The sequence below is a fragment of the Vibrio sp. KUL78 genome (assembly GCF_059725505.1).
In genome coordinates this window covers 2,194,534-2,210,986 of the sequence record NZ_AP045837.1, presented here as the reverse complement: position 1 = coordinate 2,210,986, position 16,453 = coordinate 2,194,534, and the positions used below count along the sequence as shown (strand labels likewise).

Annotated in this window: 15 protein-coding genes; 7 read left to right on the top strand and 8 right to left on the bottom strand. The window is 45.6% G+C overall.

Translation table 11 applies throughout. The features are described 5' to 3' along the window. Positions 1–77 precede the first annotated feature (77 nt). Complete coding sequence (locus AC6I8Y_RS10280; protein ID WP_498020122.1) at positions 78–704, bottom strand: DsbA family protein; 627 nt, start codon at positions 702–704, stop codon at positions 78–80. A 146-nt stretch (positions 705–850) separates the two neighbouring features. Between AC6I8Y_RS10280 and AC6I8Y_RS10275 the strand changes: the two genes are divergently transcribed. Further along, complete coding sequence (locus AC6I8Y_RS10275) at positions 851–1,486, top strand: NAD(P)H-binding protein (RefSeq protein WP_498020121.1); 636 nt, start codon at positions 851–853, stop codon at positions 1,484–1,486. 76 nt (positions 1,487–1,562) lie between these two features. Here AC6I8Y_RS10275 and AC6I8Y_RS10270 read toward each other — a convergent pair whose 3' ends face one another. The 3 genes from AC6I8Y_RS10270 to cls form a co-directional block, all read right to left on the bottom strand. Continuing rightward, entirely contained in the window at positions 1,563–1,877 is a 315-nt protein-coding gene (locus AC6I8Y_RS10270; RefSeq protein WP_234495694.1) for a DUF6693 family protein, read from the bottom strand. Positions 1,878–1,931: 54 nt separating this feature from the next. Next, positions 1,932–3,137, bottom strand: coding sequence for a cystathionine beta-lyase (locus AC6I8Y_RS10265; RefSeq protein WP_498020120.1), 1,206 nt, complete (start codon positions 3,135–3,137; stop codon positions 1,932–1,934). 144 nt (positions 3,138–3,281) lie between these two features. Then, positions 3,282–4,736, bottom strand: coding sequence for a cardiolipin synthase (gene cls, locus AC6I8Y_RS10260; protein WP_498020119.1), 1,455 nt, complete (start codon positions 4,734–4,736; stop codon positions 3,282–3,284). A gap of 472 nt (positions 4,737–5,208) precedes the next feature. Here cls and AC6I8Y_RS10255 point away from each other — a divergent pair, with 472 nt between their 5' ends. The 3 genes from AC6I8Y_RS10255 to AC6I8Y_RS10245 all read left to right on the top strand — a co-directional run bounded on the left by AC6I8Y_RS10255 (position 5,209) and on the right by AC6I8Y_RS10245 (position 8,294). Next, positions 5,209–6,552: a sodium-dependent transporter gene (locus AC6I8Y_RS10255; RefSeq protein ID WP_498020118.1), complete on the top strand. Its 1,344-nt coding sequence runs from the start codon at positions 5,209–5,211 to the stop codon at positions 6,550–6,552. A gap of 105 nt (positions 6,553–6,657) precedes the next feature. Next, the gene (locus AC6I8Y_RS10250; protein WP_394151464.1) at positions 6,658–7,344 is read left to right on the top strand and encodes a TIGR01621 family pseudouridine synthase; all 687 of its coding nucleotides are present in this window, start codon (positions 6,658–6,660) and stop codon (positions 7,342–7,344) included. 17 nt (positions 7,345–7,361) lie between these two features. Further along, positions 7,362–8,294 carry a class I SAM-dependent methyltransferase gene (locus AC6I8Y_RS10245; protein ID WP_498021488.1) on the top strand — a complete coding sequence of 311 codons (933 nt, stop codon included), beginning with the start codon at positions 7,362–7,364 and terminating at the stop codon, positions 8,292–8,294. A gap of 66 nt (positions 8,295–8,360) precedes the next feature. Here the strand turns inward: AC6I8Y_RS10245 and AC6I8Y_RS10240 are convergent, their stop codons facing one another. Together AC6I8Y_RS10240 and AC6I8Y_RS10235 are read right to left on the bottom strand one after the other, a co-directional pair. After that, positions 8,361–9,230 carry a patatin-like phospholipase family protein gene (locus AC6I8Y_RS10240; RefSeq protein WP_498020117.1) on the bottom strand — a complete coding sequence of 290 codons (870 nt, stop codon included), beginning with the start codon at positions 9,228–9,230 and terminating at the stop codon, positions 8,361–8,363. Between the two features lie 193 nt (positions 9,231–9,423). After that, positions 9,424–9,882, bottom strand: coding sequence for an META domain-containing protein (locus AC6I8Y_RS10235; RefSeq protein WP_498020116.1), 459 nt, complete (start codon positions 9,880–9,882; stop codon positions 9,424–9,426). Between the two features lie 268 nt (positions 9,883–10,150). Here AC6I8Y_RS10235 and AC6I8Y_RS10230 point away from each other — a divergent pair, with 268 nt between their 5' ends. Beyond that, the gene (locus tag AC6I8Y_RS10230) at positions 10,151–10,405 is read left to right on the top strand and encodes a DUF1289 domain-containing protein (protein ID WP_252011953.1); all 255 of its coding nucleotides are present in this window, start codon (positions 10,151–10,153) and stop codon (positions 10,403–10,405) included. 39 nt (positions 10,406–10,444) lie between these two features. On the opposite strand, the gene AC6I8Y_RS10225 is transcribed toward AC6I8Y_RS10230, so the two are convergent. Both AC6I8Y_RS10225 and AC6I8Y_RS10220 read right to left on the bottom strand, forming a co-directional pair. Further along, positions 10,445–12,910, bottom strand: a complete 2,466-nt coding sequence (locus tag AC6I8Y_RS10225) for a hypothetical protein (protein ID WP_498020115.1) — start codon at positions 12,908–12,910, stop codon at positions 10,445–10,447. A 121-nt stretch (positions 12,911–13,031) separates the two neighbouring features. After that, positions 13,032–14,228 carry a helix-turn-helix transcriptional regulator gene (locus AC6I8Y_RS10220; protein ID WP_498020114.1) on the bottom strand — a complete coding sequence of 399 codons (1,197 nt, stop codon included), beginning with the start codon at positions 14,226–14,228 and terminating at the stop codon, positions 13,032–13,034. A 280-nt stretch (positions 14,229–14,508) separates the two neighbouring features. Between AC6I8Y_RS10220 and AC6I8Y_RS10215 the strand changes: the two genes are divergently transcribed. Continuing rightward, entirely contained in the window at positions 14,509–15,471 is a 963-nt protein-coding gene (locus tag AC6I8Y_RS10215; protein WP_394151458.1) for a response regulator, read from the top strand. After that, on the top strand, positions 15,468–16,421 hold the full coding sequence (locus tag AC6I8Y_RS10210) for a sensor domain-containing diguanylate cyclase (RefSeq protein WP_498020113.1): 954 nt from the start codon (positions 15,468–15,470) through the stop codon (positions 16,419–16,421). The genes AC6I8Y_RS10215 and AC6I8Y_RS10210 overlap by 4 nt, the downstream gene beginning before the upstream one ends. Positions 16,422–16,453: the final 32 nt, after the last annotated feature.

Here is a 16,453-nt window from a genome sequence, read left to right as displayed (position 1 = left end):
GTTTCCTGAATAAGTGTATACGGCAGCTTTATAAATAACAGTAAACCGTGAATATTTTAGCTACCAAGTAGAAACGTTTAACTAGTACGAGCTATTGAACGCACTTGAGAGAGGGTCACTTCAGGGCGCTGATAATCGACAGGTAACTCTATAACGGAGGTTCCTCTGACTAAAAACAGAGATGGGAAACTGTTTCCGCCGATACTGCGTGCAAAATTTATCTCTTGAAGTAGTGCTTCATGGGTCTCAGTAGCGGTGAGGTCCTGTTCGAACTTAACTTTATCAAGGCCAATGCTCTCGGCAAGCTGTATAAGTACCGGGTTGTCACTCGGGTTTTTAGCTTCAAGATAATAGGCACTTTGTATCGCCGCGTACATTTCCAACTCTGCACCTTGAGCTCGAGCGGCGACTACTGCGCGACACGCAGGATAAGTGGAGCGTCTCGGTTCGTTCAGCGTCCAAAAATCATGGTTAAACTCGGTACCAAGATAAGACTCGATCTTGCGCCAATATTCAGCAATCTGGGCTCGCATGGGTACCGGCATGGGTTGGTCAGTATCTTCGGCTAGACCACCTAACACATATTGGATCTCTATTTCATCACTGAGCGATGCTCGAATCGAATCCCAAACGGGTTTGTAGCCCCAACACCACGCACACATGGGGTCGTATACATAGTAGAGAGTAGGGGAGGTGGCATTCATATGATTTATCCTAATCGAGACATCCATGTTTTAATTCATAACTTTAGCATGGATGGCGTATTACCCAAAGGTACGTTCTTTGACGCAGATTATAGAATTTTCTTATTGATGATGTAAATTGTTCGCATTATCAAAGAGGGCGTTAAATGAAAGCAATTGTAATTTTTGGAGCGAGCAGCGGCTTAGGCCTCGCAGCGGTGCGCTATTTTTCAGACCAAGCTATTCCTGTCATCGGCGTGGCAAGAAACCCGGAAAAAGAACCAGATCTAAAGTCTTTGTGTCAGACTCTCATCACATGTGATGCGACCGATAAACAATCCGTAGAAGAGGCGGTTGGACAGTTGCCAAAAGATGCCATGGTGCTATCAACCATGGGCAGTTTCCGTTCAGATAACCCTGTTGATTACATCGGACATCGCTACCTAGTGGATGCGCTAGAGCTTAATGGCATTCGTCGCTTAGTTCTCGTGACATCGCTCGGTTGTGGTGATTCGTGGCAATATCTATCTGATAGGGCGAAAGCGGGCTTTGGTGGGGCTGTGCGTGAGAAGTCACTGGCAGAGGCTTGGTTATCAAGCAGTACTCTCGATTACACCATCTTACGACCTGGTGGTTTGAAAGATGGGGCCGTGACCGAACAGGGAGAGTTATCGCAACAGGTGGAAGTTCATGGTGCCATACACCGTAGCGAAGTTGCTCGTATTCTCCATCAGTTAATAACCAATGATGAGAGTATTGGTCAGCTCTACCAATGCGTGGACCCTACAGTCAGTTACTACTAATAACAAAGGCAGGTATAAACCTGCCTTACCACTTCGCTTCAACGTCAATTGATGCGTGTACTACTCAATTCGTGTGCTATTCAACGCGGGTATTATTCAAAGCATAGTTCCAGACGCGGTAGAAATAGAAGATATAGCCAATACCTAGCGTCAAAATTGAAATCACGAACCAGAGCAGCACGTGCCCAAGATCACTGAATAGATCGATGTCGCAATCCATTTTTCTCTCTCGTCCCATGTCATCGATGACGTAGGTTCGATTAAGGATGAACTTTGAAAACGAATAAGGGAAGAAGAACAGCGCGATACCAAAGGTAATGAAGCTCAGTATCAACCAAATTAGTAGATGCCCTAGGATATCTAGGATAGCGACGTCTGCTCTAAGTCTCATGTGTATGTCCTTATCTGATAAAAAATGGCTTTCATTTAGAAAGCCATTAAACGTTTATTGAGTAACGGTTTTTTCTTGTATAACCGAATTATAGCGCTCAAAACCCGTTTTCAAATCTTCAATCAAATCTTCGACACTCTCTAGTCCAATATGAAGTCGTACGAGTGTGCCTTCAAAGTTCGGGTTAGCGACGGTTCGGAGAGAGTTAAAACTCTTTGGCTCGTTCGCTAAGATCAAGCTTTCGAAGCCACCCCATGAGTAGCCCATGCTGAAGTGCTTCATCCCATCTAACAGGGCAGTCGTTGCTCGCGGGTAGCTGGTTTTTAGTACGAATGAGAATAGACCGTTGCCGCCAGTAAAGTCGCGGTGGAAATATTCGCTCCCCGGACAGGTTTCTAGGGCAGGGTGGCGAACATGATCGACTTCTGGTCGGGTAGCTAACCATTGTGCGACTTTTAGGCTGTTCTCGGCATGTTGACGGAGTCTCACGTCAAGGGTTCGGATGCCACGAAGACCTAAATACGCGTCGTCAGGCGACACGCATTGTCCCATTAGATAGCTCTGTTCGCGTAGTTGATCCCAGTACTTCTCATGCGTGACAGCCGTACCTAGCATCACATCCGAGTGGCCGACAATGTACTTAGTCGCTGCTTGAATTGAAATGTCGACACCGTGCTCAAATGGAGAGAAGTTCACGCCCGCTCCCCAAGTGTTGTCGAGCATCACGATGATGTCGTGTTCGTGAGCGATTTTCGCCATTCCAGGAACATCTTGGATTTCCATCGTAATAGAGCCAGGAGATTCCAAAAATAGGATTCTCGTGTTGGGTTGGATTAGCTCTTTAATGCCTTCACCAATCAGCGGGTCATAATAGGTGGTTTCTACACCCATTTTCTTCATGATGCTGTCACAGAAATCACGAGTCGGTTCGTAACAAGTATCCACCATAAGAATATGATCACCAGTCTCTACAAATGAAAGAATGGCATTAGAAATCGCAGCCGTGCCGCAAGGGTATAGCGCACACCCCACACCGCCTTCAATCTCTGTCATTGCATCTTGGAAAGCAAAGTGTGTGTTGGTGCCGCGACGGCCATAAAACAGAGTCTTGTTTGCTCGGTTGACGGTCGCGTGATGTTTTTCTGCCACGGTATCAAAGACGATAGTAGAGGCGCGCTGTACTGGCGGGTTAACGACACCATTGGTCCATTTTTTATCGCGACCAGCGGTGACAAATTTGGTGGTTTTGCTTTCTGACATCAAGAATCCCTGTCTGGACCCAAGCACGAATGTGGTTGAGGCTATAATTTTATTGAGTTGATAACAGCAATAAACCATGAAGGCCAAAGAGTTGCAAGTCTTTGGCCTTCATTAAATGGGTCAGTGTTTCGATATACGCTATGGTCAGAGCAGAGGATTGAACAAATAGAATAGTCGTTCAAAGAAACGATGATAAATGCTGCGCTGTTTCCATACGTTGGAGTCTACCAGGTCGCTGCTCTCGATATAGTGACTTTGTAATTGGTGCATCTTGTGGGTGAACTCTGGGTCTTCCACAGCGAGCGTCACCTCAAAGTTCAGCCATAGACTGCGCATATCCATATTCACGGTACCCACGAGGCAGAATAACTCGTCAATGACAACGGATTTGGTATGCAATAATCCGCCGTCAAACTCATGGATCTTAACCCCAGAGGCAAGTAGCTCAGAATAGAAGGCGCGCGATGCCCATTTCACCATCACTGAGTCATTGTGCTTAGGGATAATCAGCTCAACATCTACGCCACGCTGTGCTGTTGTCTTGATGGTTTCCAAGAGGTCAGCACTTGGTACAAAGTAAGGCGTTGTTATTCTTACTGACTTTTCCGCTTGGTGCATGGCAATGGTGAGCACTTGACCTATCAACTGGTCCGGCATACCAGGCCCAGACGGTACCACTTGAACGGGTTTTGAGTCCTCTGGAATACTAATTTGGCATTCTGGTTGGGCGGGTAGCTGTCTGTCACCGGTCTCTACTTCCCAGTCCCAGCAGTGAATGGCAGATAGCACGTTGACTGTTGGCCCTTCTACTCGGACCATGATATCGATCCATTGACCAACCCCTGAGTTTTGTTTGAAGTATGCGGGGTCTACCATATTCATAGAGCCTGTATAGGCAACGTCGTCATCAATAACGATGATTTTGCGGTGCTGTCTTAGATCCAGCCTTCTTAGGAAGATACGCCAAGGAGAGACTTCGAGCCCTTCAACCAACTCAATACCCGCATCTCGCATCATGGTTGCCCAATGGCTTCGAAAGAATGTAGGGCTGCCAGCGGAATCTAGCAACACCTTCACGTTTACACCACGCTTCGATGCCTGTATTAACGCTGATGCGACAGAGTCGGCAAGACCACCTGGATACCAAATGTAAAATACCATGCGAATGCTGTGTTTGGCGTTTTCGATATCTTCAATGACGGATAGGAGAATTTCTTGAGGCGTGGTCTGTAGTTGCAGTTCGTTACCGCATAGCGCGGGGATCCCCATGCGTTTGTTGCACAGGTTATCGATCTTTGAAATGTGAGTACCCATATTGTCGGGAACGTGGGCATTACAGTCGTTTAATTGGTGAAACCACTTCTCAAAAGGGTGGTACATGACCCGCGCTCTTTCAGCTCGTTTTCTACCGAGATTGAGCTCGCCAAACATGAAATAACAGATCACCCCGACGACAGGGATGATATAAATCACCATAAGCCAGGCAAGTGACACGCTAACGGCACGCCTTTTAAGCACGACTCGAAGTGTGACACCAGCTACCAGAACCCAGTATAAACCGATGCCCGCGAGCGTTAGAAAGTGATAGACCTTGTCCATTTAGCCTCAATAGAAAGACGATTTCGCAAATAATAATCTCAGAATCAAGTATTTGGAATAGTTAAGTGTCTGTCAAATACAAAGAGATACAGATGTGAGCGAAAGGCGCGACACTTAGGCAGACTGACACTAAGTTGAACGAGATTATAGCGACTAGAAGGCGTGAAATACCGAATAGAATAGGTTTACAATTGCTGATAAGTGCAGCAAATCATGGGTAAATTGAATGGAAAATAATCAGCCAAGAGTTTTGGGCTTCCAATTGTAAAGATAACCTGTTTTACTTGCCACCCGCTTGTGAAACTCTCCTTGTTTTTGGTGTGTAAATTTAAATATACACTTCTATTCTAGAGTCACATGACTTCGCACATGGAATAACGGTTCAACATTGAATGGCCGTTTGCGTTGATATTGGTATCAGGGAAAGCCATTTTCAACACAGCGTCGAACATCGACGTGCTGGTACAAAATAATGACAAGTTCCGATAGAGGACAATTTACTTCCCGCTTTGGCTTTATTATGGCTGCCGCTGGTAGTGCAGTTGGCTTAGGTAATGTTTGGGGTTTCCCAACTCAAACTGCAACAAATGGTGGTGCTGCTTTTCTTTTGGTCTATCTGTTAATGATGGGCTTACTTGCCTTTCCTATGTTGATTGCTGAGCTGACGATTGGTCGCTACGGTCAATCCAACCCGATTTCATCGTTACGTAAGATTTGGACTAAGAATAAATCGCTTGCCGCTACATTTGGTGTGATTGCCTTGCTTACCGCGTCAATGATACTGAGTTTTTACGCTATTCTAGCAGGTTGGTTGATCGGGTTTGGTGCAGCACCGATTGCTAAGTTTATCGGTCTAGATTCTGTCGCTGAATGGTTGGTGACCTTTAGTAACGGACGCAATGTGAGCTTAACGGTTATCTTTATGCTTATGACGGTGTTCGTCGTTAAGCGCGGGGTCTCAGATGGTATTGAGAAATGGTCATCTCGACTTATGCCTGTGCTGTTTGCGCTATTCATCCTTCTTATCGCTTATATCTTCACGCAAGATGGGGCGATGGATGGGCTTGAAATGTACTTAGTCCCTGACTGGAACCATGTTGATGCAAGTCTAGTCGTGAACGCCATGGGGCAAGCATTCTTCTCACTCTCTCTTGGTGTGGGCGCGATGATGGTGTACGGCTCTTATCTAAGTAAAGACATCAACATTCCTAAGACAGCCGGACAGGTCGCTATTATAGATACCGGTGTCGCTTTCATGGCTGGTTTGTTGATCCTACCTGCGATGTTTGTTGCTAAACAAAACGGGGTGCAAATCTTTAACGAGCTGGGCGAGCTTATCAGTTCAGGTAACTTGGTGTTTGTCGTACTACCTAGCTTATTTGACTCTATGGGGTTAGCGGGAGAGCTTATTGGTATCGCGTTCTTTGCTCTTATGGTGATTGCCGCTCTAACCTCATCTATCGCAATGCTCGAAGTCCCTGTTTCGTGTTTACAAGAAGAAACCAAGATGTCACGTGATAAGGCGACGCTGATATTAGGCGGGACTATTCTCCTTTGTAGCGTATTGATTGCGGCAAACTTTGATACCTTGTTTGACCTAGTAGCGACTGCGTCAACCGTTTACATGCAGCCTTTGCTTGGTGTGGTTTGGGCAATCTTTATCGGTTGGATTTGGAGTCGTAACTCTCTACTGAACGAAATTAAGCAAGGTAATCCAGAAATTGAACAATCTTGGTTCTGGAAGATATGGCCTTGGTATGTGAAGTTTGTTTGTCCAGCCGCGATTCTTATCGTATTTGCCTATCCATTCCTGTAACGCTTAACCTTATTTAGATGAACCAAAGTTTAAGCCAACCAAAAGCTGCCCTTGAGGCGGCTTTTGTGTATCATCCAGTCCACAAATTCTAATCTAGCGCTTTTCATGTTCGATATTCACTTTGAAAACGATGATTTCGTGGTCATCAATAAACATCCAGGGGTAAGCGTCCACAAAGACGATGGCGATACCATGCTGGTTCAAGATGTGGCGGGTCATCTTGGCGTTGAGTCACTGTATCTGGTTCACCGCCTCGACAAAATGACATCAGGTTTGCTGATTCTAGCGAAGCGATCAGACGTCGCCGCGGAGTTTGCTCGATTATTTAAAAACCGAGAGATTGAAAAGTACTATTTAGCGATTGGTTGTAAAAAGCCCAAGAAAAAACAGGGTACGGTTTCTGGAGATATGGAGCGTTCGCGCCGCTCATCTTGGAAGTTGGTTGCGACGAAACAGAACCCAGCGATTACTCAGTTCTTCTCTCTAGCCGGTGAAAACGGTGAGCGAGCATTTTTGTGTAAGCCTTTAACAGGTAAAACCCACCAGATCCGAGTGGCATTGAAATCCGTCGGATCGGCTATCGTTGGCGACCCTATTTATGGGCAAAATGCTAACGAAGATAGAGGGTATCTGCACGCATATGCATTGAGGTTTTCACTCCTTGGTCACGATTATGAGTTTAAGTGTGACCCGCGAATGCCATCCCTAGGATGTAAATGGAACAGCGCAGCATTGAGCAGTGCATTAGAACAATGGTCTCAACCTTGGGAGTTAACATGGCCGAAGAAATAATCTCAGAAAGCCCAATGATGCAAGCCAGTCAACTTGCGGTGTTTTTTCAACAAATCGAGACCAAGCTTGATCATAAGCCAACGGAGGTTTGTCGTCTGTTTCACGGGCGCGGTAAGTGCTGGCCCGGATTAGAGCAACTGACTTGTGATTGGGCAGCAAACCAGTTACTGGTTAATTTGTTTAAGCCTGTGGATGAGGCTTTTCTCAGCACTCTAAAACAAGGCTTGGCCGAGCTCGCACAATCTAACCGATGGGAACAAGCTGGTGGTAAAGCCATCGTTCTTCAGCATCGTTATAGTGACGGCGCTCCTTCAGAAGTTATTTACGGTGAGTTGGATGCGAAACCCGTCGTGGAAGAACTGGGGTGTAAGTATCAACTTGATATTGGTCGTAATCAGAACTTCGGCTTGTTTTTAGATATGCGCAATGGGCGCGAATGGGTGAAATCCAAGTCGCAAGACAAGCGGGTGCTTAATTTATTCGCGTACACCTGTGGCTTCTCTGTCGCTGCAATAGAAGGCGGTGCTGAGCATGTTGTCAACGTTGATATGGCACGAGCGTCCCTCAACAAGGGCCGCGACAACCACAGATTGAATGGTCACGATCTGGGCAGTGTTAGCTTTCTGGCCCATGACATCTTCAAGTCTTGGGGCAAAATTAAGAAATATGGACCGTACGACATTATCGTTATCGATCCGCCTTCATTCCAAAAGGGCAGTTTTGCGTTGACCAAAGACTACAAGAAGATCTTACGACGCTTGGGTGATCTAATGACCGACGATGGTGAAGTAATGGCGTGTGTTAACTCGCCGACGGTGACACCAAACTTTCTTATCGAGAGTATGGCGGAAGAAGCTCCGCAGTTAACCTTTGTTGAGAGGTTAGATAACCCAGCAGAGTTTGCCGATATTGATCCAGAGGCAAGCTTGAAAGTTCTACTCTTTAAGTAATGACACGGCACTCATCGAGTGCCGTTTTCTTTTCGATATATTCGTTCTTGAGAGAGAAAGGATTACTCAACAGAAGTGACACTCTTCCTGCTGATATAATGACTCTCCTTTTATCCTACGCACATGCTGACGGCCTTCCTCAACCCCCATCTGATAACCGATATCAAGTAATGCTTTCTCCATCGTGAGTCTTTGGACTGGAAAGCTTTCCTGCGGTGTAATAACACGCACAACGCCGTCTTTGGGCGGGTTACGAATAAACGCCAAAGACTCATTATAGTTTTTCGCGCGCTGTGCCATCGCTCGCCCAACGTTGGGGTGTTTTATGAATAGCTTTTTCATCAGCCACCCCGCTTTAGGTTTTGGCATCTCATAACTCAGCGGGTGAGAAAGAATAACGGTGATATCACGAGCTCCGCGCCGGTATGCCTCACGGACAGGAATAGAGTCGGCGACGCCGCCATCTGTATAACATCCGCCATCAAAACAAGGAGTATCTTTATACGCCAACGGTAAAGATGCCGTCGCTTCAATCGCCTTCGCGATGTTGTCTGGTGTCACCTCGTAATAGTCTGGTCGACCGGTGGCAACATTCGTTGCGGCGGCAATAAATGGAGTGGAACTAAAGAGGGTGTCTAAATCGAGCGGAAAGCGACGATTGGATTCCTCAAAAAGCCACTTAACATCGACTAGGTGACCTCCTGCGACAAACCGACGAGGATTGTAAAATACTTGGCTGGTCGCGAGTTCCGTGATGACTTGATAACTTCGTCTTGGCGCATTACCCAAATACCCAAGTAGGTTGGAGGCCCCGGCGGATACACCAAGCACAAAGTCATAGGGTTTATGGTTTTGCTCTAGAAATGCATCGAGCACCCCGGCCGCAAATATACCTCGCATTGCGCCGCCTTCTACGATAAGTGCTTTGCTGGTCATGCTAGTTTCTCTTGTGTTTTAACTTGGTGTTACGATAACGGGAATTCACAATAGAGAAAATGGGAAGTGTTTATTTCATTAATAGGCAAAAGCTATGTGGATTGCTCTGATGAGGCGGCGGCTGGCTACAAAAAAACGACACTCATTGAGTGCCGTTTATAAACTTGATAGCGCCAGTCGCTAGACTAGGGGATTAGTTAACCCAATCTTTCAGCTCAAACGTTAGCGTGTGTGTTTCACCTTTAAGCTCAAGGCCGTTTTGAGTCACAGTGATTTCACTCCAGTCTGAAAGCGTTTGCGATACGGTACGTTCAATATCCATCGCTTCGCCAGGGCACATCTTCATCGTCATGCCCATTTTTTCGATGCGGAACTGACCGTCTTTTAGCTCACCTTGACCGAAGAAGTTATTACAACCTGCGTTGCCGTTCGCTGTCATTTTCTCGCCGATCTCTAGGCGCGGCACTTGGTTCTGTTCAGTCACGGTGATTGGGTTACCGTCAATCTGTATTAGATTCCAATTGTGGTGTTGAAGATCCTGAGCAGTTACTGCTTTCATCGGCTCCTCCTGTTTTGCGTCATTAGCGGCACATGCCGTCATAAGAACCGGAAGCGCAACTGCTGCGAGTACCTTCTTAGAAAAAATCTTCATATACATTGCTCCAACTGAATGAAATTATTGCCAAGCCTAACTAATAAAACACTGTTTTTTGTCAGGAGTAGGTTATCTTTAGTATAGTGGGATTTCAACACAGGATGTGGAAGTTATTGCGTAACACCTTCAATAAGTACCATTAATTTGGTCGACTCAGACTATTCTTACTCAGTTGCGCTTGTCACTGGGAGTGGAAAGTAGAGTAGGTCTGTGAAGTTTAATTCAAGCTCATTGTATAAGATTGAATTATTTGCAAGGGGAGCCAATGGAACAATTAGAATTTTTTACCGTGCCCAGCCCTTGTGTCAGGGTGTGCACTGTGGACGAAAAAGGCTATTGCCAGGGATGCATGCGTAAACGGGAAGAGCGCTTTAATTGGTTGTCATACACTGCCGCCCAACAACTGCACATTATTAAGCTTTGTCGTATGCGTTATCGACGCAAACTTGCTCAAGGCAAGGCAACCGTGCCCAATGAAGTATTACAAGAAGAGTCTAGCCCACAGCAGGATTTGTTTTGATACTCCGCCCGAAGGCGGAGTATGTTGATTGAAGTTACTCTATTCTGTTATTGGTGTTTCGGGAATGTAAGCATCATCTTTACCGGCGAAGTAAGTGCTCCAGATTTCGCTTTCATCACTCTCTCCACTGTCAAAGACTAGAACGCCTGCTCCATATTCGCCTTTACTATAGGCCGCGATAACACGAGTGAAGTCGCCGACTTGAAGTACCAGGTGTCCATCATCATTTATCGACCAAGAGTCCCACTCACCTTGTTTAATGCCGTCAACAGTCCAAGTCTCTTGTAGCGGTGGTTCACCCTCATTGAGTGTCCAATAACGAACTTCGGTACCGCTGTTTTTACGTCTCATAATCGTAGAGTCGGTTAGGTCATCTGAGGTGAAGGCTTGCGTTCCACCACACTGAGTCAAAGCAGTCGAGAACGCGGCGGCTGTCGCTCCGTCACCAATGATGTCGACTTCACAATATTCATAGTCGTGTTGTGTACCTCGAATAGACTCACCGATAACCCTTAGCCAAATAGCTTGTTTGCCAAGATCCTCGTCAACGAGTTCATCGACCACCGTTGGTAAATCATCGATGAACTGTCCCCAATATTCAGGGAAGGTTACCAACTCATCGTTAACTGTAGTTTGATATTTCTGCCCAGATTCTTCACGAGTGAACTCATATCCATCCAATGGGTAGTGATTCCACATCGTATGAACCCTAACATCGTCGTCACTGTATACAACCGTTGTCTCTAGCCAGTCGTTAAAGACCATAACCTCATCGTCATCGTCCGTTACAGGCATTGCGGTATCTTCATTCAAGATAGCTTTTTCACCGCCGCTGATGGTTTCTTTGTAGCCATCTGCATTGGTCGATTTCTCGACGTACGACGCTTGCCAATAGTTCAGTTGATACTCGTCACTCACTGAGCCATCCCAATTCCAGACAGGCTCTTCTGTCGTAGCATACGATTCGCCATCAAGCGTTGATGCATTGGAAACGACGCGGTTATAGCTGCCATCTGCTTCCCAGTCACTTGAGATGACTTCTTCTGTGCTACCGTCGCTATTCTGCCAATATTCTCTTAGCTCTATATAAGTGGCGAAGTCTTTTGGCGAGGCTTGAGTATGGTCGTAGATGGTAAGATGTCTCGAATCATACATATACTCGCTAGTTTCTTTAGAGGTTTCAGTTAGCTTTTGTAAGCTATCTATACCTGAATAATCTTCAGCCTTTATGGCTGTAACAAACTCTTCAGCGGTATCGTAGTCAAGCTCAATACCCGTGTATTCAGCGATAATATGGTCGCCTTGTTCTAAAATCTGCTCGTCAAGGTAGCGTTCAAATGTTCGGCTGCTACCCGATTCGGTATCGGAGAAGGTACCCACATCGTAAGCATGATTAATAAATGTAAAGCTCTTATCGAAGTTGAGGTCAGCTTGGTAGGTGCCGTAGGAATAGAAACTGCTATCTGAACTATCTTCCACGTAGGTGCCGGAATACTTGCTGTATTCTTGTTTTTCTCCTTCGTCATTAATGAAGTAAGTGGTTGACGTGTTTTCTATTGTGGTGATTGTGCCTTCTACAGATTCAACACTCGACCATACTTCCGTCACTGTAATGGGTAGGTTTGTGTTGTCTGGAGTGAAGAATTTAGAACTAGTGCCACCTTTTACGGTAGCGCCAGCATTGTCTTCAATGAGTTTTTGAATTTCTACTTCTTGATCAACTTTGGTTTGCACATCTCGTTCAGCGATTTTACCGAGGTCATCCTGAATATTAGCCAGCGACTGAGGTACGTTTTCGGAGTCGAAGAAGTCTTGTTGTAGCAAGTCAGCTAACTCATCTGAGTCTAATTCTGAGCTGTCGCCGAGCTCGCTGAGTATTTGAGTTGCGACGTCATCAAACGCTTGCTGAATGAGCTCATCGATGCGAGCAAGACTTTCGGCATCGTCTGAGGTATCGAGCGCCTCTAGAGTCTCAGCAATAGACTCATTGGCACGTGTGGTAAAGGGGGTAATGACTTGACCTGAAACGGATTCATTGGTTTTGAGTGACTCGATATCGCTGGATCCTAGTGGCGGCATACTTAATGTGATTTTGTGAGCAGTGTTAGCTTCATCGAACACGCGTGACAATGCACCACTCTCGAGATCTTGAGTGAGCGTTTCAACATCTGAATAGGCATCTGGGTCGGCGCCAACATCGACAGAATCCTTGGTCAATTCAGCCAAAATAGGAAGACCGACGATCGCATCTACTTGCTCACTGGTGAGCTCTAAATCATATGAGCCATCCAAGTTGGAATAGGTGCTAGGTTCTCCATCGTCTAAGGTGCCATTTTGGTTTATGTCTATCCAAACTAACGCGTTATAGATATAGCCATCGACCACTTCACCACCGACTGAATAGGTCGTGGATTGTTGAGTGGAGTCGGTTCCATCATCGCTGCCTCCACAGGCAGCGAGTGTGACCGCGATGGAAGCAGCAAGTGCGGTTTTGCAAAGTTTCATTGTTAAGCCTCATTTCCTTTGAAGGTATAATTGTTTGCTATCTAGCCAGACGTTGTAGTGAACGTATGTGCAACGGCTTACTAACAATTAAGTTACCTATCAATATTCGGCAACGCTGAGACTAGTTTTCCCCCCAAGTGGGGGGGGAGGGTAAATTGGTTGTTGTGAGAATTGTCACGATCAGTTCAGATTGTCGCCTTGTGCCAGTTTTGGTGAAAATCGACTTCAGGTGATCCTTGATGGTGTAAGGCGAGCGGTTAAGCTTATCGGCGATCTCTTGGCGATTGAGTCCACGTAAACAGCACTCGCAGACTTTTATTTCCATATCTGAGAGATGGTATAGCTCTTTTAGGAGAGCGGTATTGGGTTGGTTCGCGATGTGGTTGGTGAGTATATAAACCAATGCGCCTTTGTTTTCATGGTTGATTGCGATAGGTGTGATAATAAATTTAACTTCACCCTCTGCATCGTCACTTAGCGACACAATTTCAAAGCTCTGTTGCTCTGTAAAATCTAAGCAGCAAGCTTTGAGCATCTTTACAATAAATTGACGGGCAACTAGAGGGGATTTGAACTTCAGTTCTTGGTCAACTATCTCGATTCCACTATGTTTGGCGATGGCGCGTTGAGCATCTAGATTAGCATCGAGTAACTCTCCGCGCGCACCAAAGAGCATAGTAGCGTGAGGGATATGATTAATCACCTTGCTCCAACCATCAATAGTACCGTGTTGTTCTTTTTGTCGATACAACAGATAGGCTTGCTTAATATGGGGCATCAAGTTATCTAGAATGAGTAACTCTCTTTGTTGGAAAGGGCCTTGCTCAATCAACCTATGGGCAACAATGCTTGCCATACTTTCATTGTCATGGTGAATAACAGCACCACACATATCCCGGTATCCGTGACCGTCAAACCACTCTTCTGACTCAAGGACGACACCAGTTCGAGTTTCCGGATTGCTGCGCCCTATATCTTGATCGAGTGAATAAAATCGACTCATTGGATGACTATGTACGTAATCCATCACGTAGTTAGCGCTATCAAGTTTACGGTCAACAAATTCGATGAGCGCAGGAGCCTTGGGACCAGAAAGCCAGGCAGAATATACCTCCAGTGTTGCCTTTTTGGTGAAGTAAATAGAGATATCTGCCAAATCAAAGGTCTCTACCATTTTATCGAGAAAGGCTTGAAACCCTGTAGGAGATAGGCTCGACGAGTAAAGTAACTCAAGGAGAACGCTATATTGTGAGAATAGGTTTTCTATATCCGCAGTAATTTCTTGATCCTGATTGGGAGCGAGTAGTGACTTATCCATGTCTTACCTAGCCATTATTGTTAATGTTGTAAGTAAGGTTAGTAAATATCTATGCGAAAACAACACGAAGTATGGTTAAGTCACCTCATCTTATTTTTGTGAGCGCAAGACCATGTTTTTACGAACAAAAGGGAGTGGGGTTTAACAGTTCTAAACAGGAACGGAGGCTAACTCGCAATTAACGATGAAAGTGTGATGTCGGTTCAGACTTTCTCTAGCTTCCGGAATGAAATTCTGTTTATATGGCGTAGGGTAATTTATCAATAAGCTGAATGGGTTCATGCGGATATTAATATGTGATGACTCGAAAGTCGCGCGAAAGAGTATAGCAAACTGTATCGACGCAAGTTTTGCGGGGGATATTCTGTTTGCAACAAACGGACATGAAGCCATTGAAATTATTGCTCTTCAGCCCGTAGACATCGTGTTCCTTGATATTACGATGCATGAAATGGATGGTTTTGAAGTGTTATCCATTTTGCAGCAAAGACGATGCACGGCAAAGATCGTAATGGTCTCCGGTGATATTCAAGAATTAGCACAAGCCCGTTGTTTTGAATTAGGTGCTTATGCATTTGTTCAAAAACCTCTCACATCTGAAGTTGCGATTCCGCTATTCAACGATTTAAGTATTCCTTATAAGCGCACTTCGACAGATCGCCAGCACTACTCTAAAGCTCAGATGTTTGAGCGCTTTCAAGAAACATCCAATATTGCTTTAGGGGCGGGTGCGGCAACCATATCAATGTTGCTAAAAGAATTCATTCTGCTGCCAGTACCGACTGTTGGGGAGTTGTCTTTTAGTGAACTGACTATGATGATTCAAGATACCTTAACCCGAGAAAATAGCTGCGCTGCCGCTCAGCGCTTTGTAGGCGGCGGACTGCATGGCGAAGCGCTGGTTTGCATTGAAGGCGACTCTATTGCTCAGGTAGGTGAGCGCTTGGGTTTCGCCAGCGGTGAGGTGTCTAATGATGAAGTCGTGGTCAATCTGGTCAACGTTTTAGTCTCTTCATTCTTGGTATCGCTTTCCGAGCAATTGTGCTTAGAGTTTTCATTACGTGAGCCTCTGAGAATTAATGACTTTAGCCCAGAAAACTCGATGCTCAAGGATAACGAGCATGTATTCACCGTTGAATATACTTACGATGCAGAGGCGTTGGACTTGTTTTGTTCAGTTCTGTTTATGTTCGACGAGGAGTCAGTCGATATTATTCGTCGCCAAATGGAGTTATTGCAATGACGACCATGACACTGGATTTGTCAGACTTTCACTGGACCATGCAGCTACTGGATACCCTAGATGCTGGACTTGTTGTTATTGACCGCGAATATAACGTATGCGCATGGAATAGCTTCATGCAGAATTACAGTGGCATCAACGCCGAGTCAATCATGGGGAAAAGCCTATTTGATAGCTATCCTGAGCTACCAGAGAGTTGGCTGCGAGCAAAACTGGAATCTGCAAGTAAGCTAAAGACCAGAGGGTTCTCTAACTGGGAAGACAGACCCATCATCTTTGAGTTCAAGAACTTCTCTCCGGTTTCACAGGGGCTTATTAAGATGTACCAGAACATGGTCATCACACCTCTTAAATCTCCGAAGGGCGAGGTGACCCACTTTGCCATCATGTTGCAGGATGTGAGCGACGTTGCTAAGAGCAAAATGCACCTCAAGCGCTCTAACGAGAAACTTACCGAAATAGGGCGTACTGATGGTCTGACAGGTCTCTTTAATCGCGCATTTTGGGAAACGAATTTTATCGATGAGTTTCATCATGTTCAAACTACAGGACAAACATCTTCATTAGTCATGTTTGATATCGACCACTTTAAAAAGGTCAACGATACCTATGGTCACGCCTGGGGAGATAAGGTTATCAAAGAGACTGCACGTCAGTTGATGAAGGCGGCTCGTGGGACCGACGTGTGTGGTCGCTATGGCGGCGAAGAGTTTGCAGTATTGTTAGCTGATACGTCAGCAGATCAGGCGACGTATTTTGCTGAGCGCTTACGCAAAAAGATAGAAGAGATGGTTATTGTCATTGACGGAGAGGAACTCAAGTACACTATCAGTTTGGGCATTACAGAGGGACGAACCGATGATGCCAACCACCTTGAGTGGCTTAAGAGGGCGGATAAGGCGCTCTACCAGTCGAAGGAACTGGGACGAAATAGAACGTCTGTACTTTAATCTTCCGCAGCAAGTTGGGTTTGTTGATACTC